At 39.1% G+C, this 22,812-nt stretch carries 25 protein-coding genes and 3 pseudogenes; 19 read left to right on the forward strand and 9 right to left on the reverse strand.

Annotation, left to right across the window (positions count from 1 at the left end):
- Window positions 1-111 precede the first annotated feature (111 nt).
- Window positions 112-594, forward strand: a complete 483-nt coding sequence (locus H7T93_RS06300) for a glutathione peroxidase (RefSeq protein ID WP_037602199.1) — start codon at window positions 112-114, stop codon at window positions 592-594.
- 107 nt (window positions 595-701) lie between these two features.
- Here H7T93_RS06300 and H7T93_RS06305 read toward each other — a convergent pair whose 3' ends face one another.
- From H7T93_RS06305 to H7T93_RS06340, 8 genes are all read right to left on the reverse strand, one after another.
- Complete coding sequence (locus H7T93_RS06305) at window positions 702-962, reverse strand: SemiSWEET family transporter (RefSeq protein WP_002885327.1); 261 nt, start codon at window positions 960-962, stop codon at window positions 702-704.
- Between the two features lie 294 nt (window positions 963-1,256).
- Entirely contained in the window at window positions 1,257-2,402 is a 1,146-nt protein-coding gene (locus tag H7T93_RS06310) for an FtsX-like permease family protein (RefSeq protein ID WP_037602201.1), read from the reverse strand.
- Between the two features lie 3 nt (window positions 2,403-2,405).
- Window positions 2,406-3,086, reverse strand: coding sequence for an ABC transporter ATP-binding protein (locus H7T93_RS06315; protein WP_037597976.1), 681 nt, complete (start codon window positions 3,084-3,086; stop codon window positions 2,406-2,408).
- Window positions 3,083-3,658, reverse strand: coding sequence for a TetR/AcrR family transcriptional regulator (locus H7T93_RS06320; RefSeq protein WP_037602203.1), 576 nt, complete (start codon window positions 3,656-3,658; stop codon window positions 3,083-3,085). Before H7T93_RS06320 ends, H7T93_RS06315 begins: the two co-directional genes overlap by 4 nt.
- Window positions 3,659-3,809: 151 nt before the next feature.
- Window positions 3,810-4,733 carry an aldo/keto reductase gene (locus H7T93_RS06325; protein WP_014634711.1) on the reverse strand — a complete coding sequence of 308 codons (924 nt, stop codon included), beginning with the start codon at window positions 4,731-4,733 and terminating at the stop codon, window positions 3,810-3,812.
- Window positions 4,734-4,997: 264 nt separating this feature from the next.
- A complete protein-coding gene (locus H7T93_RS06330; RefSeq protein ID WP_014634712.1) occupies window positions 4,998-5,801 on the reverse strand; it encodes a DUF3169 family protein in 804 nt (267 codons plus the stop codon).
- Window positions 5,798-6,007 carry a helix-turn-helix transcriptional regulator gene (locus H7T93_RS06335; protein WP_021143931.1) on the reverse strand — a complete coding sequence of 70 codons (210 nt, stop codon included), beginning with the start codon at window positions 6,005-6,007 and terminating at the stop codon, window positions 5,798-5,800. The genes H7T93_RS06330 and H7T93_RS06335 overlap by 4 nt, the downstream gene beginning before the upstream one ends.
- A 13-nt stretch (window positions 6,008-6,020) precedes the next feature.
- Window positions 6,021-6,329 (reverse strand): hypothetical protein, encoded by a 309-nt coding sequence (locus H7T93_RS06340; RefSeq protein WP_037602207.1) that lies wholly within the window; start codon window positions 6,327-6,329, stop codon window positions 6,021-6,023.
- A 723-nt stretch (window positions 6,330-7,052) separates the two neighbouring features.
- Between H7T93_RS06340 and H7T93_RS06345 the strand changes: the two genes are divergently transcribed.
- The 15 genes and pseudogenes from H7T93_RS06345 (at window position 7,053) to H7T93_RS06415 (ending at window position 21,045) form a co-directional block, all read left to right on the forward strand.
- On the forward strand, window positions 7,053-7,367 hold the full coding sequence (locus tag H7T93_RS06345) for a YdcP family protein (protein WP_000420682.1): 315 nt from the start codon (window positions 7,053-7,055) through the stop codon (window positions 7,365-7,367).
- 15 nt (window positions 7,368-7,382) lie between these two features.
- Window positions 7,383-7,769: a YdcP family protein gene (locus H7T93_RS06350; RefSeq protein ID WP_000985015.1), complete on the forward strand. Its 387-nt coding sequence runs from the start codon at window positions 7,383-7,385 to the stop codon at window positions 7,767-7,769.
- Between the two features lie 28 nt (window positions 7,770-7,797).
- Window positions 7,798-9,183, forward strand: coding sequence for an FtsK/SpoIIIE domain-containing protein (locus H7T93_RS06355; RefSeq protein ID WP_000813488.1), 1,386 nt, complete (start codon window positions 7,798-7,800; stop codon window positions 9,181-9,183).
- A 2-nt stretch (window positions 9,184-9,185) separates the two neighbouring features.
- Window positions 9,186-9,338, forward strand: coding sequence for a hypothetical protein (locus tag H7T93_RS06360; RefSeq protein WP_000879507.1), 153 nt, complete (start codon window positions 9,186-9,188; stop codon window positions 9,336-9,338).
- Between the two features lie 22 nt (window positions 9,339-9,360).
- The gene (mobT, locus tag H7T93_RS06365) at window positions 9,361-10,566 is read left to right on the forward strand and encodes a MobT family relaxase (protein ID WP_000398284.1); all 1,206 of its coding nucleotides are present in this window, start codon (window positions 9,361-9,363) and stop codon (window positions 10,564-10,566) included.
- Window positions 10,567-10,608: 42 nt separating this feature from the next.
- Entirely contained in the window at window positions 10,609-10,830 is a 222-nt protein-coding gene (locus H7T93_RS06370) for a hypothetical protein (RefSeq protein WP_001009056.1), read from the forward strand.
- Window positions 10,831-10,946: 116 nt separating this feature from the next.
- A complete protein-coding gene (locus H7T93_RS06375) occupies window positions 10,947-11,444 on the forward strand; it encodes an antirestriction protein ArdA (protein WP_000342539.1) in 498 nt (165 codons plus the stop codon).
- Between the two features lie 88 nt (window positions 11,445-11,532).
- A complete protein-coding gene (locus H7T93_RS06380) occupies window positions 11,533-11,925 on the forward strand; it encodes a conjugal transfer protein (protein WP_000723888.1) in 393 nt (130 codons plus the stop codon).
- Window positions 11,909-14,356, forward strand: a complete 2,448-nt coding sequence (locus H7T93_RS06385) for an ATP-binding protein (RefSeq protein WP_000331160.1) — start codon at window positions 11,909-11,911, stop codon at window positions 14,354-14,356. The genes H7T93_RS06380 and H7T93_RS06385 overlap by 17 nt, the downstream gene beginning before the upstream one ends.
- A 2-nt stretch (window positions 14,357-14,358) precedes the next feature.
- Entirely contained in the window at window positions 14,359-16,536 is a 2,178-nt protein-coding gene (locus tag H7T93_RS06390) for a CD3337/EF1877 family mobilome membrane protein (RefSeq protein WP_000804748.1), read from the forward strand.
- Entirely contained in the window at window positions 16,533-17,534 is a 1,002-nt protein-coding gene (locus tag H7T93_RS06395) for a lysozyme family protein (protein ID WP_000769868.1), read from the forward strand. Before H7T93_RS06390 ends, H7T93_RS06395 begins: the two co-directional genes overlap by 4 nt.
- Window positions 17,531-18,463: a conjugal transfer protein gene (locus H7T93_RS06400; protein WP_001224319.1), complete on the forward strand. Its 933-nt coding sequence runs from the start codon at window positions 17,531-17,533 to the stop codon at window positions 18,461-18,463. The genes H7T93_RS06395 and H7T93_RS06400 overlap by 4 nt, the downstream gene beginning before the upstream one ends.
- A gap of 313 nt (window positions 18,464-18,776) precedes the next feature.
- A pseudogene (locus tag H7T93_RS10065) lies at window positions 18,777-18,824 on the forward strand (hypothetical protein); the annotation flags it as partial.
- 15 nt (window positions 18,825-18,839) lie between these two features.
- Window positions 18,840-20,759: a tetracycline resistance ribosomal protection protein Tet(M) gene (gene tet(M), locus H7T93_RS06410; protein WP_201041699.1), complete on the forward strand. Its 1,920-nt coding sequence runs from the start codon at window positions 18,840-18,842 to the stop codon at window positions 20,757-20,759.
- A 118-nt stretch (window positions 20,760-20,877) separates the two neighbouring features.
- Complete coding sequence (locus H7T93_RS06415; protein WP_000336323.1) at window positions 20,878-21,045, forward strand: cysteine-rich KTR domain-containing protein; 168 nt, start codon at window positions 20,878-20,880, stop codon at window positions 21,043-21,045.
- A gap of 59 nt (window positions 21,046-21,104) precedes the next feature.
- Here H7T93_RS06415 and H7T93_RS06420 read toward each other — a convergent pair.
- Window positions 21,105-21,242: pseudogene (locus tag H7T93_RS06420) on the reverse strand (XRE family transcriptional regulator); the annotation flags it as partial.
- A gap of 283 nt (window positions 21,243-21,525) precedes the next feature.
- Between H7T93_RS06420 and H7T93_RS10040 the strand changes: the two are divergent.
- From H7T93_RS10040 to erm(B), 3 genes and pseudogenes are all read left to right on the forward strand, one after another.
- A pseudogene (locus H7T93_RS10040) lies at window positions 21,526-21,609 on the forward strand (MLS leader peptide); the annotation flags it as partial.
- Window positions 21,610-21,657: 48 nt separating this feature from the next.
- Window positions 21,658-21,741, forward strand: coding sequence for a 23S rRNA methyltransferase attenuation leader peptide (locus tag H7T93_RS06425; protein WP_001814874.1), 84 nt, complete (start codon window positions 21,658-21,660; stop codon window positions 21,739-21,741).
- A 124-nt stretch (window positions 21,742-21,865) separates the two neighbouring features.
- Window positions 21,866-22,603 carry a 23S rRNA (adenine(2058)-N(6))-methyltransferase Erm(B) gene (gene erm(B) / locus H7T93_RS06430; protein ID WP_001038796.1) on the forward strand — a complete coding sequence of 246 codons (738 nt, stop codon included), beginning with the start codon at window positions 21,866-21,868 and terminating at the stop codon, window positions 22,601-22,603.
- Window positions 22,604-22,812: the final 209 nt, after the last annotated feature.

The following is a 22,812-nucleotide window of genomic DNA, read 5'->3' on the forward strand; positions in this document are numbered from 1 at the left end:
CGAAAGTCTTGGTTTTTTTGTGGGGAATGCTAAAAGCTATACTGTAAAAGTACAATTCTTATGTCTTTATTTTTGCTATAATAGTCTCAACTAAACCAAAGGAGGTTTCCTATGACAACCTTATACGATTTTACAGTTTCAAATCAATCCAACCAGCTTGTGTCTCTCCAGGACTATAAGGGCAAGGTCGTCTTAATCGTCAATACAGCAACAGGCTGTGGTTTGACGCCACAGTATCAGGGCTTGCAAGAACTTTATGACAAATACAAAAACCAGGGTTTCGAGATTCTTGATTTTCCTTGTAATCAATTTATGGGGCAGGCACCTGGTAGTGCTGAAGAAATCAATACCTTCTGCACCCTAAATTACCATACTACCTTCCCTCGGTTTGCCAAAATCAAGGTCAATGGAAAGGAAGCAGAACCACTTTTTGATTGGCTAAAACAAGAAAAATCTGGACCTCTTGGGGCTAGAATCGAATGGAACTTTGCTAAGTTTTTGATTAACCGTGAAGGTCAAGTCGTCGAACGCTTTTCTTCCAAAACTGAACCACTAAAAATGGAAGATGCTATCAAGGCTCTTCTTAGTAACTAAAAACAAAAAACGAGAGTGAAACTAGAACGACAATCTTTAACTGTCGCTAGTTCTGCTCTCGTTTTCTGCGTTAAGAAAAATAGTATAGAAAGAAATTTCGCTTTATTTTAGAACAAAGCTGTCAATGCTGTAATTAAACCAAAGATAATACCTGGTGCATTGGCCGCAGCAAGGGGAAGGTCACGTTCTTTTTTAAAGAGACCATAGTAAACCCAAAGGCTACAGTTGACTGCAGCTACCAATGGTTGGATAAAGTTTCCTTTATGACCAGACAAATTGTCCATGATTTGTGGTACGTATGATACATACATCATAACTGACATGAAGGTTGCCACCCAACCAAGGGTTTTCATTTGTTTATCTGACATTCGAGACTCCTCTTTCATAAAATTCTATTTGCCTTGTACACCTAGAAATATTTCAAGACATGTTTTAATGCACAAAATTAAAACAGTGTCTATCTTACGCTTTAACAATAGAGAATGCAAGAATTTCGGGACAATGTTAAGAAGATGTAAACTATCACAAGATTGTGATAGTGCATTTAGTCTCTTATGTAGCGTTTTCATCAGAGAAAAAGACCTCTTTAAGAGGTCTAAAGTCAATGAATCTACTATTTTTTCTCATCAAAAAGCACTGATATTAAGGATTATTGTCATAAATCATTCAGCTAAGAGCACTTCTTTGATGGTTTGTTTTTGGAGTTTTCTGTTGGATAGATAAAAGAGGCTTTCATAAACTACAGCAAAACCGAGCAAGGTCCAGAAGCACACATTCCCATCAAAGTTATGCTCAATCTTTTCAGGAACCGTGTCTTTGATCACACCGATCAAGATTTCCATGATGCCATATTGATAAGCTGTCCCAAGAACAAATCCTAGATAAGCCCAAAAACGATAGGGAGCGAGAATATGATTTTGGCATTCACGATTGGTGTAGCCAAAAGCCTTCATCAAGGCTAAGGTTTCGCGACTTTCTGAGACGACAATCCCCAATGACAAAAAGAGAATCGAGAAAGAAAGAATTAGGCCAATCATAATCATCATGGTTTGGATGATGTCATCTGTGTAATCTCTTAAGCCAAAGGACAATTGAACCATGGCCGCAAAACACATAGAGCCAAAGACTACAAAAAACAAGATAGATTTTCTCCCCCAAATCAGTGACGAGGATAGCTCTTTTAGGAAGGATTTGTCTTTCTTGGGAGCCCTCTTTCTCCTTTGGACCTTGATTGGTGTTGGAGACTTTTTCAATAAGCGAAGTGCCGGTGTTTGTAGTTGTCTTCTGGCATAACCAATCGCGAGAAGCATAAAGAAGGTCGTTGGCAGGATCACCAAAGCAAGCAAGAGCTGCCAGTGAAAATGAATGGTGATTTCTGGCAAAATCCCCTTCTCATTACGGAAGTCAAAAAAATGTCCCATCATGAGAAATGAAGCAAAATAGCCAAGAAGCGCTCCAGCTCCAAAACTGAGTCCAAAGGCCCAAAATCGTTTAGCCAACTGGCCATTGCTATAGCCCAAAGCCTTTAAAATTCCTAATTGTTCCTTGTGGTCGTCGACAAATTGTTTGATATAAAAACACATGAGAAGGACCGACGTCAAGGACAAGACGACTCCACTGACCATGGCCACCATCCAGGAAAGCGAAACCTGGGCATCATAGTAGGTCTGAATCATCGGATTGATTTTAGAAATCTCCAACTGCTCGATATCAAGATAAAAATTCAAGAAAAGATTAGCCACAAAGACCGCACAAGCCCCAATGATACTGACGACAACTAATTTTCGAATATCTTTTACTGAAAACATGGCTTACCATCCAATCTCATAGGCAGTCTGAGGCTGATCATTGGTCACAACTTGGGTAATCTTGCCACTATTGACACGAATGATGGTTCTGGCCATATCCGCAATATTTTGGTTGTGCGTCACCATGATTAAGGTAAAGCCCAACTTTTCCTTTAATTTCCAGATATAGTCGAGAATCTTGCGCCCTGTTTCTTCATCCAGGGCCCCAGTCGGCTCATCTAAGAAAAGAATCTCTGGCTTTTTGGCTAAGGCCCGAGCAATGGAGACTCTCTGCTGTTCTCCACCAGACAATTCACTTGGATACTTGTCCAGCTTATCGCCAAGACCCAAATCCTCGATGATCTTCAAAAAATCATGATTGCTTGCCAGATCAGCTCCCATCTTAACATTCTGTCTGACCGTGAGATTCGGTAATAAATAATACTGCTGAAAAATAAAGGCAATCTTCTCACGTCTGAAAGCTGTCAATTGAGCATCCGTGAGTTGAGACAAATCCTGCCCTTGAATGAGGATATGCCCCTCGTCTACCTTTTCTAATCCTGATAATACGTTTAAGAGAGTGGACTTTCCTGATCCAGAAGGGCCTAGGATAACCACATCATCCTGGTCTTGAATCTGCAAATCAATCCCTTTTAAAACCTTTGTTTGGCCATAACTTTTGTGAACATTTTCTAGTTGAATCATTTCTTTCCTACCATTTCTTTGATGAGAGATTGACAAACTTCTGTCAATAAACCAATCACTTCTTCCATGCTGAACAGATAAATACCAGAAGCAACCATCGAGGCCATCCCGTGTGAGTAGATAAATAAATGCTGGTACAAGCGACTAGCCTCCTCTAACGTCAACGGATAGTCTGCGACAATCGATTCCAGAACCAATTGGTAGCTATGATCCTTCATGGGAAGAAAATCTTGAAAGCGACGAATCGAATCTTTGCTAGGATTTTGGAAAAGCAATTGAAAGAGTTGGGGCTCTTTTGAGGCGAAAAGGATATAAGCAACCCCGACGGATCGAAAAGGCTTCTCATCTTCTAAGGCTTTACGAACATACTCCACCACGACCATTTCCGCAGCACCAATAACCTCTGCTTGTAACTCAGCCATATTGGCAAATTGCCCAAAAATGACTCTCGGTGTGGCTCCCAGTTGCTCCGCTAATGCTCGAGCAGTTAAACTAGCCATTCCCTCTTCTCTCACCAATTGTAAAGCTGTCCCAATGATAGCCTCTTTACTAAATTTAACCTTGGGTGGCATAAGACTCCTTTCACGCAACGGTTGTTGCGCAACAGTTGTTTCCTAAAATAGTACCATAATAAAGAAATACTTGTCAAAAAAGATCTGTAAAGCATAAAACAAAAAAACCAGCCCACTGATACAAGTGAAGTCTGGTCTACTAACAACTATTCTAAGGCAAATCATTACCTGCAGCAAGGTAGATTTGGTACCATTCCTTGCGCGTTAGGGTAACTTCTGCTGCTTTTCCTGCTTCAAGGACATGCTGGGGCTTGGTCGTTCCGATGACGGCCTGCATCTTACCTGGATAGCGGAGAACCCAAGCAAGGGCAATAGCTGTCGGAGTGACTTGGTATTTTTTTGCCAAGTCATTGAGGACGTGATTGAGGGCCGCAAACTCTTCTTTACCGACAAAATTTCCCTTGAAATAGCCATGCTGGAGGACAGACCAGGCCTGAATCACCGTATCAGTTAAACGACAATACTCAAAGACACTGCCATCTCGCACGGCTGCTTTTGGGCCTTCCATATTGACATGAAAACCAGCTTCAAAGCTCGGTGTAAAGGCGGCACTCAACTGCAGCTGGTTGACCTTGAGAGGTTGTTTGACAGCCGTTTTGAGCAATTCCATCATCATAGGATTTTGATTGGACACCCCAAAATGACGGACCTTGCCAGCTTGCTCCAAGTGATTAAAGGCTTCTGCCACTTCTTCAGGCTCCATGAGGGCATCCGGTCGGTGAAGGAGAAGACTATCTAAACGCTCAATCTGCAGACGCTCGAGGATGCCATCAACGGAATCCAAAATATAATCTTTGGAAAAATCAAAATAGGTAAAACCATCTTTGCGAATCCCACACTTGGACTGGATCCACATCTGGTCCCGAAGATCCGGACGACGTTTGAGGACCTTACCAAGGAGCTGCTCACACTGGCCATTGCCATAAATATCCGCCAAATCAAAGGTGTTGATTCCAATCGACAGGGCTCCCTCCACCAAGCCCTCCACCTCATCTTCACTCAATTCGCTAATACGCATCATCCCAAGGACAATCGTTGACAATCGCTCATTTTCAGCAAAATCAATATACTTCATCTCTGCCTCCTTTTCTGTATCTCTATTGTAGTGAAAAGGGTTTCAAAAATCAATTGAGAAATAAAAGGCCCTCAGCATCAACTGAGGGCTTGGATGATTTACGATAGCTAGGTCACCTTTGATAGTCTCTCAGAATCCCTAAGATTCAAGACTGATAACACTCCCATTGATTGTATATAAAGAAATGGAAGATAAGATTTTCAATAAAAAGAGCTCTTTATCACTTCCAAAAGCTTTTACAGATTTCTAACATGGATGATACATTTATTCTTTATAATAACGTTTGGTAATCTTGTATTGTGAAATAAGGATATAAATATAGATGATGGATACAACACTCAAAGCCAAGAGGATATCCGTCTGGAAGGCAATCCCAATGATTAAAATTCCAATTAGCATGATAGGTAAGATATAATTACTTAACTTAACCACCACTTCGAAATTTTCCTCGTAGCTTATCTGTTTTTCTGCCTCATCCATCATACTCATCATAAATTCACGCACTTCCTTGGTATTGACATTGCGGGGAATTGGTTTTCCATAAAGCAGATGGAAGGTCTTGCGAAAGAAGATATCTGATAAGAAAAATAGGACAATCAAGACAAGAAAAAGATAGAGCATGGTAAAAGTTCCAAAGATAAAAGCTAAGTGCCCTGTGGAAGGTCTATCCATATACACCCATTGACTATAAAAGATGATGACTAAAAAGTATGGCAAGATCATGACTCCTTTAAAAATGGTCGCTAACCCAAACAGTTTTTTATTCTGGATGTCATAGTGATAGGCTTCCTCTTCGTCTTCTATCTGGAGCATTTTTTGATGGACTTTTCTCGCGCTTATTAGTAAGGCTATCGTGACCATAAACACGATAAGAAACAAAAGTATTGAGCCCAAAAGGAGTACTTCTATACTAAAGAAGGATTGGATTTCAAGGGGTTTTTCGGATCCGAACATGCCTGTCAAAAAACCAATGACTCCTCCAATCAAGCCGGAAACTGTGATGATTCCGACATTTCTCCAAAAACGATTACGTGGAGATCTTTTTTGTGGTTGCTTTTTCATAATCATTCCTCTTCCTCTACAAGACTAAAAACATTTTCCACAGGCTCTTTAAAAACCTGGGCGATGGTGATGGCAATAATAACCGAAGGGGTATATTCCCCCCGTTCCAAGAGACTGATGGACTGACGCGAGACCCCTGCTAGCTTAGCTAGCTCAGATTGGTTGAGCCCATCACGCGCCCTCAACTCTTTCAGACGATTTTTTAAGATCATGGCATCCGCCTCCTTATAGTTGAACACCCTGAATATCTTCGATACGGACTAATTTAGTTTCTCTTTGTTGTTTATTAATTTCACGACTCAATTTGACCCAATCTTCATCGATATCCATAATTTCATACTCAAATCCAACACCATCTACTGTAACAGTGGCCGTTTGGCCTTTCAATTCTTCTAAAAGTCTAGACATTTCTTTATTTCCTTTCACTTGTTTTTCTAATCGTCTGATACGTCTGTTCAATCCTTTTATCTTCTTTTCTGAGCTTGCATAAAATATAACTATAAAAGGGATAAAAAGAATCCATATGGCTCCCATAAGAATACCTCTCCTTCTTTCGTCTAAAACTATTGTAACGCTTCTTTTTATTTTTGACAAGCATCTTTGTCAAAAATAAAAAGGATATTGTCAAAATCATTGAAAATATGATATAAATAACACAACTTTTCTAACATCTTATAGCACTTCTCCTTCAAAAAAATGACTTGGAAAAATTGATATGCAAGATGCCGTTACGCAAGCGCCCGAAACCAAATAGTTTCAGATACTCGGAAATTGGGAAAATTGTCTTAGCCCGAGCCTAAAAATTTAAAATCTAGAAACTTAAAACTTAGTCATGAAACCTCGAAAAAGATTGCTGACGTCCGGTGTCACCTTAGCAAAATTCAAGCTATAACTTTCCTTGGGTATTACTATTTTTATGATAAAAATAGCATAAAAATCTAGTTATCCGCATAAAAACTGGACTTATCACACTTTATCAAGGTCAAAACCACTCAATTTACTACTAATTTACTACTTATGAATGAGCTTTGATACGACGATTTATCCTTGAAAAGTGAAGATATAAAGATACTTCCAATAAAATTTGAATATTTAATAGGTAGACACTTCAAAAAATGAGGTGTCTATTTTTTTACCCGATTTTGAAAGGAAGTGAACTTATGAAAACAAAAAATCAAGAATCAAAAGGTCGTTCCCCACTCTTTAAGACCATCAAACATTCATTCAGCCAATAAAAAAGAAAGGATAGGTAAAAATATGGAACTTAAATTTGTGATTCCCAACATGGAAAAAACATTCGGCAATTTAGAATTTGCTGGCGAGGATAAAGTCGTTCAGCGAAGAATCAACGGACGGCTAACTGTCTTATCAAGAAGCTATAATCTCTATTCTGATGTTCAAAGAGCAGATGATATTGTGGTGGTGCTTCCTGCTGAAGCTGGCGAAAAACATTTCGGCTTTGAGGAACGTGTGAAGTTAGTCAATCCACGTATTACCGCAGAGGGCTACAAAATCGGCACTCGTGGTTTTACAAATTACCTTTTACATGCTGACGACATGATAAAAGAATAAAGAAAGAGAGGAAAAATGATGAGATTAGCAAATGGCATTGTATTAGATAAAGACACGACTTTTGGAGAATTGAAATTCTCTGCTCTACGTCGTGAAGTGAGAATCCAAAATGAAGACGGGTCGGTTTCAGATGAAATCAAGGAACGTACCTATGACTTAAAATCCAAAGGACAAGGACGCATGATTCAAGTAAGTATTCCTGCCAGCGTGCCTTTGAAAGAGTTTGATTATAACGCACGGGTGGAACTTATCAATCCCATTGCGGACACCGTTGCTACTGCCACCTATCAAGGAGCAGATGTTGACTGGTATATCAAGGCAGACGATATTGTGCTGACAAAGGATTCTAGTTCATTCAAAGCTCAACCACAAGCAAAGAAAGAACCGACACAAGACAAATAGTCGCTAGGTAGAAAGGAGACTTTTTCGCATGAAACAGCGTGGTAAAAGGATTCGCCCATCTGGTAAAGATTTAGTCTTTCATTTTACGATAGCGTCACTCCTGCCTGTTTTCCTGCTGGTTGTCGGACTGTTTCATGTGAAGACAATCCAGCAGATCAACTGGCAGGATTTTAACCTATCACAAGCAGATAAGATTGACATTCCCTATTTAATTATCAGTTTCAGTGTCGCAATTCTTATCTGCTTGCTGGTAGCGTTTGTATTCAAACGGGTTCGCTATGATACGGTTAAACAACTTTACCACCGTCAAAAACTGGCAAAGATGATACTTGAAAACAAGTGGTATGAATCTGAACAGGTCAAAACAGAGGGTTTCTTTAAAGATAGTGCTGGTCGTACAAAGGAAAAGATAACCTACTTCCCTAAAATGTATTATCGACTTAAAAATGGCTTGATACAGATACGGGTGGAAATCACGCTGGGAAAATATCAAGACCAACTCTTACACTTGGAAAAGAAATTAGAGAGTGGCTTGTACTGTGAGCTGACGGATAAAGAGTTAAAGGATTCCTATGTGGAATATACTTTGCTCTATGACACCATAGCCAGTCGTATTTCTATTGATGAAGTAGAAGCTAAAGATGGTAAACTTCGCTTAATGAAAAACGTATGGTGGGAATATGATAAGCTCCCTCATATGTTGATTGCTGGTGGTACAGGTGGCGGTAAAACTTACTTTATACTGACACTGATTGAAGCCTTGCTTCATACAGATTCAAAACTGTATATTCTTGACCCGAAAAATGCTGATCTTGCGGACTTAGGTTCTGTGATGGCAAATGTCTACTATAGAAAAGAAGACTTGCTTTCTTGCATTGAAACATTCTATGAAGAAATGATGAAACGTAGTGAGGAAATGAAGCAGATGAAGAACTATAAGACTGGCAAAAATTATGCTTACTTAGGTCTCCCGGCACACTTCTTAATCTTTGATGAATACGTCGCTTTCATGGAAATGCTGGGAACAAAAGAAAACACCGCAGTTATGAATAAGCTGAAACAGATTGTCATGTTAGGTCGTCAAGCTGGCTTCTTTCTAATACTGGCTTGTCAACGTCCAGACGCAAAATATTTAGGCGACGGAATCCGTGATCAGTTTAATTTCAGAGTGGCTTTAGGTCGTATGTCTGAAATGGGCTATGGCATGATGTTTGGCAGTGACGTACAAAAGGATTTCTTCTTAAAGCGAATCAAAGGTCGTGGCTATGTTGATGTAGGAACAAGTGTCATATCAGAGTTTTATACTCCCCTTGTACCAAAAGGATATGATTTCTTGGAGGAAATTAAAAAGTTATCCAACAGCAGACAGTCCACGCAGGCGACGTGCGAAGCGGAAGTCGCAGGTGTGGACTGATCTTGCTGGCTGGTGTGGCAATAGCCACGCCAGCACTTAACCCCCCGTATCTAACAGGGGGGTACAAATCGACAGGAAACAGTCAAAAAAACATTAGAAAATCCTTTGGTTACAAGGGATTTACAAAATTTCAGCGTATGTCAAATGGGCTTTAAAAGTTGACATACGCCTTTTTGATTGGAGGGATTTTTACTGAATGAACAAACTTGGTTACAGCATTTAAAAGAAAAACGCTTGGCTTATGGACTATCTCAAAACCGTTTAGCTGTTGCGACTGGTATTACAAGGCAGTATCTAAGCGATATTGAAACAGGAAAAGTCAAGCCATCAGAGGATTTACAGCAGTCCCTTTGGGAAGCTCTGGAACGCTTCAATCCCGACGCTCCCCTTGAAATGCTGTTTGATTATGTAAGAATTCGCTTTCCGACAACAGACGTACAGCAGGTGGTCGAAAACATCTTACAACTGAAACTGTCCTATTTTCTTCATGAGGACTATGGTTTCTATTCTTATTCAGAGCATTATGCTTTAGGCGACATATTCGTCCTTTGCTCCCATGAACTGGACAAAGGAGTTCTGGTGGAATTGAAAGGTCGTGGGTGCAGACAATTTGAAAGCTATCTTCTGGCACAACAAAGAAGCTGGTATGAGTTCTTTATGGACGTTTTGGTGGCTGGCGGTGTGATGAAACGCCTTGACCTTGCCATTAACGATAAGACAGGGATTTTAAATATCCCTGTACTCACTGAAAAGTGCCAACAGGAAGAATGTATCTCCGTCTTCCGCAGTTTTAAAAGCTATCGCAGTGGCGAACTGGTACGCAAAGAGGAAAAGGAATGTATGGGAAACACCCTCTATATCGGTTCATTACAAAGTGAAGTTTATTTCTGTATCTATGAAAAGGACTACGAGCAGTACAAGAAAAATGATATTCCCATTGAAGACGCAGAAGTAAAAAACCGTTTTGAGATTCGATTGAAAAATGAGCGTGCCTATTATGCAGTCCGTGATTTACTCGTCTATGACAATCCAGAGCATACCGCCTTTAAAATTATCAATCGGTATATCCGTTTTGTAGATAAAGACGATTCCAAACCTCGTTCTGATTGGAAACTGAATGAAGAATGGGCTTGGTTTATTGGGAACAATCGTGAACGATTAAAACTAACCACAAAACCAGAGCCTTACTCCTTCCAAAGGACGCTGAACTGGCTATCTCATCAAGTTGCCCCGACCTTAAAGGTTGCGATTAAACTTGATGAAATCAACCAGACGCAGGTTGTAAAAGACATTCTCGACCATGCGAAACTGACAGACCGACACAAGCAGATTTTGAAGCAACAGTCAGTAAAAGAACAGGACGTGATAACAACAAAAAAATAACTCAAATACAAATTCATTGAATATAGAGAGGAGAACATTTTTATGAATTTTGGACAAAACCTTTATAACTGGTTTCTATCAAACGCTCAATCACTGGTGCTTTTAGCAATCGTTGTGATTGGCTTGTATCTTGGCTTCAAGCGTGAGTTTAGCAAACTGATTGGCTTTTTAATTATTGCGATTATTGCGGTTGGCTTAGTCTTCAACGCTGCTGGAGTAAAAGACATTTTACTAGAGCTATTCAATCGCATTATTGGTGCTTAAATAAAACCGTTCTTTTGTGGAATATAAGTGGTTTTCTTATGTTCCGCAAAGGAATGGTACACCAAACGAAGTGCGGTAGGGATTTTTGAATCTCTACAAAGAAAGGACGTGAATATATGGACGATATGCAAGTCTATATTGCGAATTTAGGCAAATACAATGAGGGCGAATTGGTCGGTGCGTGGTTTACCTTTCCCATTGACTTTGAGGAAGTCAAAGAGAAAATCGGCTTGAATGATGAATATGAGGAATACGCCATTCATGACTACGAGTTACCCTTTACGGTTGACGAATACACTTCCATTGGCGAACTCAATCGACTATGGGAAATGGTATCGGAATTACCCGAAGAATTACAATCGGAGCTATCTGCTCTGCTCACTCATTTTTCAAGCATTGAAGAACTAAGCGAACATCAAGAGGATATTATCATTCATTCCGATTGTGATGATATGTATGACGTGGCACGCTACTACATTGAAGAAACGGGTGCTTTAGGCGAAGTACCAGCTAGTCTTCAAAACTATATTGATTATCAAGCCTATGGTCGGGATTTAGACCTTTCAGGAACGTTTATCTCAACCAATCATGGGATTTTTGAAATCGTCTATTAAATCTGTCGGTACATTACTACTGGCAGATTTTCTATTTTACGGGGTGGCTCAATCAGCTACCCCTATTTTTTATGAAAGGATTGATTACATGAAGAAAATACGAAGCTATACCAGTATCTGGTCTGTGGAAAAGGTACTGTATTCTATCAATGATTTTAGACTTCCGTTTCCCATAACCTTTACGCAAATGACATGGTTTGTCGTGTCACTCTTTGCAGTGATGATACTTGGCAACTTGCCCCCTCTTTCCATGATAGAGGGAGCATTTCTCAAATACTTTGGGATTCCTGTGGCTTTCACATGGTTTATGTCTACAAAAACTTTTGATGGTAAAAAGCCTTATGGATTTTTGAAGTCTGTCATTGCTTATGCACTGCGACCAAAGCTGACCTATGCAGGAAAAAAAGTAACGCTTGGCAGAAACCAGCCACAAGAAGCCATTACAGCAGTTAGGAGTGAATTTTATGGCATATCCAATTAAATACATTGAAAACAATCTCGTCTGGAATAAAGACGGGGAATGTTATGCTTACTATGAGCTTGTTCCTTACAATTACTCATTTCTAAGTCCAGAACAGAAAATACAAGTGCATGATTCTTTCAGACAGCTTATCGCACAAAATCGTGATGGCAAAATTCATGCTTTACAAATCAGTACAGAATCCAGCATACGTTCTGCACAAGAGCGTTCCAAAAATGAAGTCACTGGCAAGCTCAAAGCGGTTGCCTATGACAAAATCGACCAACAGACAGACGCTTTAATATCCATGATTGGCGAAAATCAAGTGAACTACCGTTTCTTTATCGGCTTTAAGTTGCTTCTCAACGATCAGGAGTTTTCTATGAAAAGTCTTACCGTTGAAGCAAAAAATGCTTTGTCTGATTTTGTCTATGATGTGAACCATAAGCTGATGGGCGATTTTGTTAGTATGAGTAATGATGAAATCCTGCGTTTTCAGAAGATGGAAAAGCTCTTAGAAAATAAAATCTCTCGTCGTTTCAAAATCCGCAGGTTAGATAAGGACGACTTCGGCTATCTGATTGAACACCTTTACGGACAGACAGGCACTGCCTATGAAGAGTATGAGTACCATCTATCAAAGAAAAAGCTGGATAATGAAACGCTGATTAAATACTATGACTTGATTAAGCCTACTCGCTGTTTGGTGGAAGAAAAACAGCGATATTTGAAAATCCAGCAGGAAGATGAAACCGTCTATGTAGCTTACTTTACCATTAACAGCATTGTCGGAGAACTGGACTTCCCGTCCTCTGAAATCTTCTACTACCAGCAACAGCAATTTACATTCCCGATTGATACGTCAATGAATGTGGAAATTGTAGCGAATCGTAAAGCCCTATCTACTGTCCGCAATAAAAAGAAAGAACTGAAAGACTTGGATAACCACGCTTGGCAAAGTGATAATGAAACCAGCTCCAATGTGGCGGAAGCTCTGGAAAGTGTGAATGAGCTGGAAACCAATTTAGACCAAAGCAAGGAATCTATGTACAAGCTGTCTTATGTGGTAAGGGTATCAGCAAATGATCTTGACGAACTCAAACGTCGTTGTAATGAAGTGAAAGATTTTTATGACGATTTAAGCGTAAAACTGGTACGACCATTTGGGGATATGCTCGGCTTACATGAAGAATTTTTACCTGCCAGCAAGCGTTATATGAATGATTATATTCAATACGTGACCTCTGATTTCCTCGCTGGTTTAGGTTTTGGTGCTACTCAAATGCTGGGGGAAAATGAGGGGATTTATGTTGGCTACAGCTTAGATACTGGACGCAATGTCTATCTGAAACCTGCTCTTGCCAGTCAAGGGGTTAAGGGTTCAGTAACCAATGCGTTAGCGTCGGCTTTTGTTGGTTCGCTGGGTGGTGGTAAATCCTTTGCGAATAACCTTATCGTCTATTATGCGGTGCTTTATGGGGCACAAGCAGTGATTGTAGACCCAAAAGCAGAACGTGGCAGATGGAAAGAAACCTTGCCAGAGATTTCCCATGAAATCAATATCGTCACTCTGACTTCTGATGAGAAAAACAAAGGCTTACTTGACCCTTATGTGATTATGAAAAATCCCAAAGATTCTGAATCACTGGCTATTGATATTCTGACATTCCTTACGGGGATTTCCTCTCGTGATGGGGAACGCTTCCCAATCCTTAGAAAAGCCATTCGTGCAGTAACCAATAGTGAAGTACGAGGGTTGATGAAAGTGATTGAGGAATTACGGGTTGAGAATACGCCACTAAGTACCAGTATAGCCGACCATATCGAAAGTTTTACAGACTATGACTTTGCACATTTATTATTCAGTAATGGTTATGTGGAGCAGTCTATCAGCTTAGAAAAACAACTGAACATTATACAGGTTGCGGACTTGGTACTTCCCGACAAGGAAACTTCCTTTGAGGAATATACCACTATGGAGCTTTTATCCGTTGCTATGCTGATTGTCATTAGTACCTTTGCTTTAGACTTTATCCATACAGACCGAAGCATTTTCAAGATTGTAGATTTAGACGAAGCATGGAGCTTTTTACAGGTAGCACAAGGAAAAACACTATCTATGAAGCTGGTTCGGGCTGGTCGTGCTATGAACGCTGGGGTATATTTCGTGACCCAAAATACAGACGACCTCTTAGATGAAAAACTGAAAAATAACCTCGGCTTAAAATTTGCATTTCGTTCCACTGACCTTAACGAGATTAAAAAGACCTTAGCCTTTTTTGGTGTAGACCCAGAGGACGAAAACAATCAGAAGCGATTGCGTGATTTGGAAAACGGGCAATGCCTTATCAGTGATTTATATGGTCGTGTCGGTGTGATACAGTTCCACCCTGTATTTGAAGAACTGCTCCATGCCTTTGATACCAGACCACCTGTGCGAAAAGAGGTGTAAATGTGAAACCATCAATAGTAAACAGAATAAAATCAAACTGGACGCTGAAACGTCTAGGTAAAGTGGCAATGACAGTGGCTTTCACACTTGTGATTGCCATTTTTCTTTTAGCCATGCTGGGAACGGTGGTTCAAGCTGCGGGCTTGGTAGATGATACGGTCAATGTGGCAAATGAATACAGCCGATACCCACTTGAAAACTATCAACTGGATTTTTATGTGGATAATAGCTGGGGCTGGCTTCCGTGGAACTGGTCGGACGGGATTGGAAAACAGGTCATGTATGGACTATATGCCATTACCAATTTTATTTGGACAATCAGTTTGTATGTTTCCAATGCGACAGGTTACTTAGTACAGGAAGCCTATTCCTTAGACTTCATTTCCGCTACAGCAGATTCCATTGGTAAGAATATGCAGACCTTAGCTGGTGTGAGTGCAAACGGATTTTCAACAGAGGGTTTCTATGTTGGATTCCTCTTACTCTTGATTTTGGTTCTTGGGGTTTATGTTGCCTATACGGGACTGATAAAGAGAGAAACCACAAAGGCAATTCATGCCATTATGAATTTTGTGCTGGTGTTTATCCTATCGGCTTCCTTTATTGCCTACGCTCCCGACTACATTAAAAAAATCAATGACTTTTCATCAGACATCAGTAATGCCAGTTTATCACTTGGCACGAAGATTGTCATGCCCCATTCCGATAGTCAAGGCAAGGACAGCGTGGACTTAATCAGAGATAGCCTGTTTTCCATACAGGTTCAGCAACCGTGGCTACTGCTTCAATACAACAGTTCAGACATTGAAAGTATCGGTATTGACCGTGTGGAAAGCCTGCTCTCCACCAGCCCAGATTCCAACAATGGCGAAGACAGAGAAAAAATTGTTGCGGAAGAAATTGAAGACAGAAGCAATACCAATCTAACCATTACAAAGACCATTAACCGTTTAGGTACAGTCTTCTTCCTATTTGTCTTCAATATTGGGATTTCCATATTTGTATTCCTATTAACAGGAATCATGATTTTCTCGCAGGTACTTTTTATCATCTATGCTATGTTTCTGCCTGTGAGCTTTATTTTAAGCATGATTCCATCATTTGATGGTATGTCAAAACGAGCCATAACAAAGCTCTTTAATACCATTTTGACACGAGCTGGAATCACATTGATTATTACGACAGCATTTAGTATTTCAACCATGCTCTATACCTTATCGGCTGGTTATCCGTTCTTTTTGATTGCTTTTCTACAGATTGTGACCTTTGCAGGAATCTACTTCAAGCTGGGCGATTTAATGAGTATGTTTTCTCTACAGAGTAACGATTCTCAAAGTGTGGGAAGTCGTGTGATGAGAAAACCTCGTATGCTTATGCACGCTCACATGCACCGTCTACAGCGGAAACTTGGACGTTCCATGACTACTCTAGGGGCTGGGTCTGCCATTGTTACAGGTAAAAAAGGACAGTCGGGTTCGGGGAGTTCTGCAAGGACACAAGCAGATCACTCCCGACCAGACGGAAAGGAAAAATCAACACTTGGAAAACGTATCGGTCAAACCATCGGTACAGTAGCTGATACCAAAGACAGAATGGTAGACACTGCTAGTGGTTTGAAAGAACAGGTTAAAGATTTGCCGACCAATGCAAGATATGCAGTATATCAAGGAAAATCCAAAGTAAAAGAGAATGTCCGTGATTTAACCAGTAGTATTTCTCAAACCAAAGCGGACAGAGCCAGTGGACGCAAGGAACAGCAGGAACAAAGGCGAAAAACCATTGCGAAGCGTCGCTCTGAAATGGAACAGGTCAAACAGAAAAAACAGCCTGCTTCTTCTGTTCATGAAAGACCGACTACAAGACAAGAACAATATCATGATGAACAGACCTCAAAACAGTCTAATATTCAGACTTCATATAAGGAATCTCAACAAGCCAAACAAGAGCGTCCAGCAGTTAAGTCCGATTTTTCAAGTCCAAAAGTGGAACGCCAAGGCAATACCGTTCAAGAAAAAACCGTTCAAAAGCCAGCAACTTCAACCACTACAGCAGATAGAACTTCACAACGTCCAATCACAAAAGAACGTCCGTCTACTGTTCAAAGAGTACCACTACAAAATACAAGAAGTAGACCACCAATCAAAACCGCCACCATTAAGAAAGTCGGTAAGAAACCATGAAGTTGAAAACTTTAGTGATTGGTGGTTCTGGATTATTCTTGATGGTCTTCTCACTGCTTCTGTTTGTTGCCATTTTATTTTCAGATGAACAGGACAGCGGAATTTCCAATATTCATTATGGAGGTGTGAATGTTTCCGCAGAAGTGCTGGCTCATAAGCCTATGGTAGAAAAATATGCCAAAGAATATGGCGTTGAAGAATATGTCAACATACTTCTTGCGATTATACAGGTGGAATCGGGCGGTACTGCGGAAGATGTTATGCAGTCCTCGGAATCCCTCGGTCTTCCACCTAATTCATTGAGTACAGAAGAATCCATTAAGCAAGGTGTGAAGTATTTCAGTGAATTATTAGCCAGTAGCGAAAGGCTCAGTGTAGATTTAGAATCGGTTATCCAGTCCTACAATTATGGTGGTGGTTTCTTAGGGTATGTGGCTAATCGTGGAAATAAATATACCTTTGAACTGGCTCAAAGTTTCTCAAAAGAGTATTCAGGTGGCGAAAAAGTGTCTTACCCCAATCCCATAGCCATACCTATCAATGGGGGCTGGCGATACAACTATGGCAATATGTTTTATGTGCAACTGGTAACGCAGTATCTTGTCACAACAGAGTTTGATGATGATACGGTACAAGCCATCATGGACGAAGCACTGAAATATGAGGGCTGGCGATACGTTTACGGTGGAGCTTCCCCGACTACTTCTTTTGATTGTAGCGGACTGACACAATGGACGTATGGAAAAGCTGGAATTAACTTACCACGAACCGCACAACAGCAATATGATGTGACCCAGCATATCCCACTATCGGAAGCACAAGCTGGCGATTTGGTTTTCTTTCATTCTACCTATAACGCTGGCTCTTATATTACTCATGTTGGGATATACCTTGGCAATAACCGTATGTTTCATGCAGGCGACCCAATCGGTTATGCCGACTTAACAAGCCCCTACTGGCAACAGCATTTAGTGGGAGCAGGACGAATCAAACAATGAGAAAGGAAGATTTAATGATGAAATTTAGAAAAAATCAGAATAAAGAAAAACAGATACCAAAGGAAAAGAAACCTCGTGTCTATAAGGTCAATCCTCATAAAAAGGTTGTGATTGCCTTGTGGGTACTTTTAGGGCTTAGTTTCAGCTTTGCGATATTCAAGCACTTTACAGCTATAGATACTCATACTATTCACGAAACAACTATCATAGAAAAGGAATACGTTGATACTCATCATGTAGAAAATTTTGTAGAGAACTTTGCGAAAGTCTACTATTCATGGGAGCAATCCGATAAGTCCATTGATAATCGAATGGAAAGTCTAAAAGGCTATCTGACAGATGAACTTCAAGCTCTCAATGTTGATACAGTACGCAAAGATATTCCTGTATCGTCTTCTGTAAGAGGATTTCAGATATGGACGGTAGAGCCAACTGGCGACAATGAGTTTAATGTAACCTACAGTGTAGACCAGCTCATTACAGAGGGAGAAAATACAAAGACCGTCCACTCTGCTTATATAGTGAGTGTCTATGTAGATGGTTCTGGAAATATGGTACTGGTTAAGAATCCGACCATTACCAACATACCTAAGAAATCAAGTTATAAACCAAAAGCCATTGAAAGTGAGGGGACGGTTGATTCCATTACAACCAATGAAATCAATGAGTTTTTAACGACGTTCTTCAAGCTCTATCCTACAGCGACAGCCAGTGAACTTTCCTACTATGTGAATGACGGGATATTAAAACCAATCGGAAAAGAGTACATCTTTCAAGAACTGGTAAATCCTATTCACAATCGTAAGGATAATCAAGTCACGGTATCGCTGACAGTGGAGTATATCGACCAGCAGACCAAAGCAACGCAGGTATCTCAATTTGATTTGGTACTTGAAAAGAACGGGAGTAATTGGAAGATTGTAAAATAACAAATATTGGTACATGATTACAGATACTTTGTAATCATGTACTCTTTTTGATAAAAAATTGGAGATTCCTTTACAAATATGCTCTTACGTGCTATTATTTAAGTGACTATTTAAAAGGAGTTAATAAATATGCGGCAAGGTATTCTTAAATAAACTGTCAATTTGATAGCGGGAACAAATAATTAGATGTCCTTTTTTAGGAGGGCTTAGTTTTTTGTACCCAGTTTAAGAATACCTTTATCATGTGATTCTAAAGTATCCAGAGAATATCTGTATGCTTTGTATACCTATGGTTATGCATAAAAATCCCAGTGATAAAAGTATTTATCACTGGGATTTTTATGCCCTTTTGGGTTTTTGAATGGAGGAAAATCACATGAAAATTATTAATATTGGAGTTTTAGCTCATGTTGATGCAGGAAAAACTACCTTAACAGAAAGCTTATTATATAACAGTGGAGCGATTACAGAATTAGGAAGCGTGGACAAAGGTACAACTAGGACGGATAATACGCTTTTAGAACGTCAGAGAGGAATTACAATTCAGACAGGAATAACCTCTTTTCAGTGGGAAAATACGAAGGTGAACATCATAGACACGCCAGGACATATGGATTTTTTAGCAGAAGTATATCGTTCATTATCAGTATTAGATGGGGCAATTCTACTGATTTCTGCAAAAGATGGCGTACAAGCACAAACTCGTATATTGTTTCATGCACTTAGGAAAATAGGTATTCCCACAATCTTTTTTATCAATAAGATTGACCAAAATGGAATTGATTTATCAACGGTTTATCAGGATATTAAAGAGAAACTTTCTGCGGAAATTGTAATCAAACAGAAGGTAGAACTGCATCCTAATATGCGTGTAATGAACTTTACCGAATCTGAACAATGGGATATGGTAATAGAAGGAAATGATTACCTTTTGGAGAAATATACGTCTGGGAAATTATTGGAAGCATTAGAACTCGAACAAGAGGAAAGCATAAGATTTCATAATTGTTCCCTGTTCCCTGTTTATCACGGAAGTGCAAAAAACAATATAGGGATTGATAACCTTATAGAAGTGATTACGAATAAATTTTATTCATCAACACATCGAGGTCAGTCTGAACTTTGCGGAAAAGTTTTCAAAATTGAGTATTCGGAAAAAAGACAGCGTCTTGCATATATACGTCTTTATAGTGGCGTACTGCATTTGCGAGATCCGGTTAGAATATCGGAAAAGGAAAAAATAAAAATTACAGAAATGTATACTTCAATAAATGGTGAATTATGTAAAATCGATAAGGCTTATTCCGGGGAAATTGTTATTTTGCAGAATGAGTTTTTGAAGTTAAATAGTGTTCTTGGAGATACAAAGCTATTGCCACAGAGAGAGAGAATTGAAAATCCCCTCCCTCTGCTGCAAACGACTGTTGAACCGAGCAAACCTCAACAAAGGGAAATGTTACTTGATGCACTTTTAGAAATCTCCGACAGTGACCCGCTTCTGCGATATTATGTGGATTCTGCGACACATGAAATCATACTTTCTTTCTTAGGGAAAGTACAAATGGAAGTGACTTGTGCTCTGCTGCAAGAAAAGTATCATGTGGAGATAGAAATAAAAGAGCCTACAGTCATTTATATGGAAAGACCGTTAAAAAAAGCAGAGTATACCATTCACATCGAAGTTCCACCGAATCCTTTCTGGGCTTCCATTGGTCTATCTGTAGCACCGCTTCCATTAGGGAGCGGAGTACAGTATGAGAGCTCGGTTTCTCTTGGATACTTAAATCAATCGTTTCAAAATGCAGTTATGGAGGGGATACGCTATGGCTGTGAACAAGGATTGTATGGTTGGAATGTGACGGACTGTAAAATCTGTTTTAAGTATGGCTTATACTATAGCCCTGTTAGTACCCCAGCAGATTTTCGGATGCTTGCTCCTATTGTATTGGAACAAGTCTTAAAAAAAGCTGGAACAGAATTGTTAGAGCCATATCTTAGTTTTAAAATTTATGCGCCACAGGAATATCTTTCACGAGCATACAACGATGCTCCTAAATATTGTGCGAACATCGTAGACACTCAATTGAAAAATAATGAGGTCATTCTTAGTGGAGAAATCCCTGCTCGGTGTATTCAAGAATATCGTAGTGATTTAACTTTCTTTACAAATGGACGTAGTGTTTGTTTAACAGAGTTAAAAGGGTACCATGTTACTACCGGTGAACCTGTTTGCCAGCCCCGTCGTCCAAATAGTCGGATAGATAAAGTACGATATATGTTCAATAAAATAACTTAGTGTATTTTATGTTGTTATATAAATATGGTTTCTTGTTAAATAAGATGAAATATTTTTTAATAAAGATTTGAATTAAAGTGTAAAGGAGGAGATAGTTATTATAAACTACAAGTGGATATTGTGTCCTGTATGTGGAAATAAAACACGATTAAAGATAAGGGAAGATACTGAATTAAAAAAATTCCCCCTCTATTGTCCGAAATGCAGACAAGAAAATTTAATTGAAATAAAGCAGTTCAAAGTAACTGTGATTACAGAGCCAGACGCAAAGACGCAGAGCCGATAAAATGAGATTAATACAATCTCATTTTATCGGCTCTTTCCGTTATGTATGGATTCTTTTAATTAGTCTTCGATGTTTCTTGCTTCGTTGATACCGCTGGCTAAAGATTCCATTAAGGATAGTTCTTTGTCTGTAAAGCTATCCATGTATTTCTCTATCTGTAATCGTCGGGTGCTTTTTACCAAGTTATTAGCAGGTAGGGGTCCCGAGCGCCTACGAGGAATTTGTATCGATAAGAAATAGATTTAAAAATTTCGCTGTTATTTTGTACATTTAACTTGACGGTGACATCTCTCTATTGTGAGTTATTAGTGGTACAGTTTTCAACCGTTTTAATTATAAAAAAGTGGTGCATTTTTAAATTGGCACAAACAGGTAACGGTTATTGCAGGTGTATTTCTTATCTATGGGTTTAACATGGATTTTATCATTAAAATCATGAGTATTGTCCGAGAGTGATTGGTCTTGCGTATGGTTAACCCTAAAGTTATGGAAATAAGACTTAGAAGCAAACTTAAGAGTGTGTTGATAGTGCATTATCTTAAAATTTTGTATAATAGGAATTGAAGTTAAATTAGATGCTAAAAATTTGTAATTAAGAAGGAGGGATTCGTCATGTTGGTATTCCAAATGCGTAATGTAGATAAAACATCTACTGTTTTGAAACAGACTAAAAACAGTGATTACGCAGATAAATAAATACGTTAGATTAATTCCTACCAGTGACTAATCTTATGACTTTTTAAACAGATAACTAAAATTACAAACAAATCGTTTAACTTCTGTATTTGTTTATAGATGTAATCACTTCAGGAGAGATTACATGAACAAAAATATAAAATATTCTCAAAACTTTTTAACGAGTGAAAAAGTACTCAACCAAATAATAAAACAATTGAATTTAAAAGAAACCGATACCGTTTACGAAATTGGAACAGGTAAAGGGCATTTAACGACGAAACTGGCTAAAATAAGTAAACAGGTAACGTCTATTGAATTAGACAGTCATCTATTCAACTTATCGTCAGAAAAATTAAAACTGAATACTCGTGTCACTTTAATTCACCAAGATATTCTACAGTTTCAATTCCCTAACAAACAGAGGTATAAAATTGTTGGGAATATTCCTTACCATTTAAGCACACAAATTATTAAAAAAGTGGTTTTTGAAAGCCGTGCGTCTGACATCTATCTGATTGTTGAAGAAGGATTCTACAAGCGTACCTTGGATATTCACCGAACACTAGGGTTGCTCTTGCACACTCAAGTCTCGATTCAGCAATTGCTTAAGCTGCCAGCGGAATGCTTTCATCCTAAACCAAAAGTAAACAGTGTCTTAATAAAACTTACCCGCCATACCACAGATGTTCCAGATAAATATTGGAAGCTATATACGTACTTTGTTTCAAAATGGGTCAATCGAGAATATCGTCAACTGTTTACTAAAAATCAGTTTCATCAAGCAATGAAACACGCCAAAGTAAACAATTTAAGTACCGTTACTTATGAGCAAGTATTGTCTATTTTTAATAGTTATCTATTATTTAACGGGAGGAAATAATTCTATGAGTCGCTTTTGTAAATTTGGAAAGTTACACGTTACTAAAGGGAATGTAGATAAATTATTAGGTATACTACTGACAGCTTCCAAGGAGCTAAAGAGGTCCCTAGCGCCTACGGGGAATTTGTATCGATAAGGAATAGATTTAAAAATTTCGCTGTTATTTTGTACAATAAGGATAAATTTGAATGGTACCATAAACGACCGTT

The sequence above is a fragment of the Streptococcus sp. 9.1 genome, assembly GCF_016648815.1.
GTDB classification, from domain to species: Bacteria; Bacillota; Bacilli; order Lactobacillales; family Streptococcaceae; genus Streptococcus; species Streptococcus salivarius_E.

Excerpts from the sequence above, each read along its gene's own strand:
- H7T93_RS06300 (WP_037602199.1), top strand. The coding sequence starts at position 112 with ATGACAACCTTATACGATTTTACAGTTTCAAATCAATCCAACCAGCTT.
- H7T93_RS06305 (WP_002885327.1), bottom strand. The coding sequence starts at position 962 with ATGTCAGATAAACAAATGAAAACCCTTGGTTGGGTGGCAACCTTCATG.
- H7T93_RS06310 (WP_037602201.1), bottom strand. The coding sequence starts at position 2,402 with ATGTTTTCAGTAAAAGATATTCGAAAATTAGTTGTCGTCAGTATCATT.
- H7T93_RS06315 (WP_037597976.1), bottom strand. The coding sequence starts at position 3,086 with ATGATTCAACTAGAAAATGTTCACAAAAGTTATGGCCAAACAAAGGTT.
- H7T93_RS06320 (WP_037602203.1), bottom strand. The coding sequence starts at position 3,658 with ATGCCACCCAAGGTTAAATTTAGTAAAGAGGCTATCATTGGGACAGCT.
- H7T93_RS06325 (WP_014634711.1), bottom strand. The coding sequence starts at position 4,733 with ATGAAGTATATTGATTTTGCTGAAAATGAGCGATTGTCAACGATTGTC.
- H7T93_RS06330 (WP_014634712.1), bottom strand. The coding sequence starts at position 5,801 with ATGATTATGAAAAAGCAACCACAAAAAAGATCTCCACGTAATCGTTTT.
- H7T93_RS06335 (WP_021143931.1), bottom strand. The coding sequence starts at position 6,007 with ATGATCTTAAAAAATCGTCTGAAAGAGTTGAGGGCGCGTGATGGGCTC.
- H7T93_RS06340 (WP_037602207.1), bottom strand. The coding sequence starts at position 6,329 with ATGGGAGCCATATGGATTCTTTTTATCCCTTTTATAGTTATATTTTAT.
- H7T93_RS06345 (WP_000420682.1), top strand. The coding sequence starts at position 7,053 with ATGGAACTTAAATTTGTGATTCCCAACATGGAAAAAACATTCGGCAAT.
- H7T93_RS06350 (WP_000985015.1), top strand. The coding sequence starts at position 7,383 with ATGATGAGATTAGCAAATGGCATTGTATTAGATAAAGACACGACTTTT.
- H7T93_RS06355 (WP_000813488.1), top strand. The coding sequence starts at position 7,798 with ATGAAACAGCGTGGTAAAAGGATTCGCCCATCTGGTAAAGATTTAGTC.
- H7T93_RS06370 (WP_001009056.1), top strand. The coding sequence starts at position 10,609 with ATGAATTTTGGACAAAACCTTTATAACTGGTTTCTATCAAACGCTCAA.
- H7T93_RS06375 (WP_000342539.1), top strand. The coding sequence starts at position 10,947 with ATGGACGATATGCAAGTCTATATTGCGAATTTAGGCAAATACAATGAG.
- H7T93_RS06380 (WP_000723888.1), top strand. The coding sequence starts at position 11,533 with ATGAAGAAAATACGAAGCTATACCAGTATCTGGTCTGTGGAAAAGGTA.
- H7T93_RS06385 (WP_000331160.1), top strand. The coding sequence starts at position 11,909 with ATGGCATATCCAATTAAATACATTGAAAACAATCTCGTCTGGAATAAA.
- H7T93_RS06395 (WP_000769868.1), top strand. The coding sequence starts at position 16,533 with ATGAAGTTGAAAACTTTAGTGATTGGTGGTTCTGGATTATTCTTGATG.
- H7T93_RS06400 (WP_001224319.1), top strand. The coding sequence starts at position 17,531 with ATGAGAAAGGAAGATTTAATGATGAAATTTAGAAAAAATCAGAATAAA.
- H7T93_RS06425 (WP_001814874.1), top strand. The coding sequence starts at position 21,658 with ATGTTGGTATTCCAAATGCGTAATGTAGATAAAACATCTACTGTTTTG.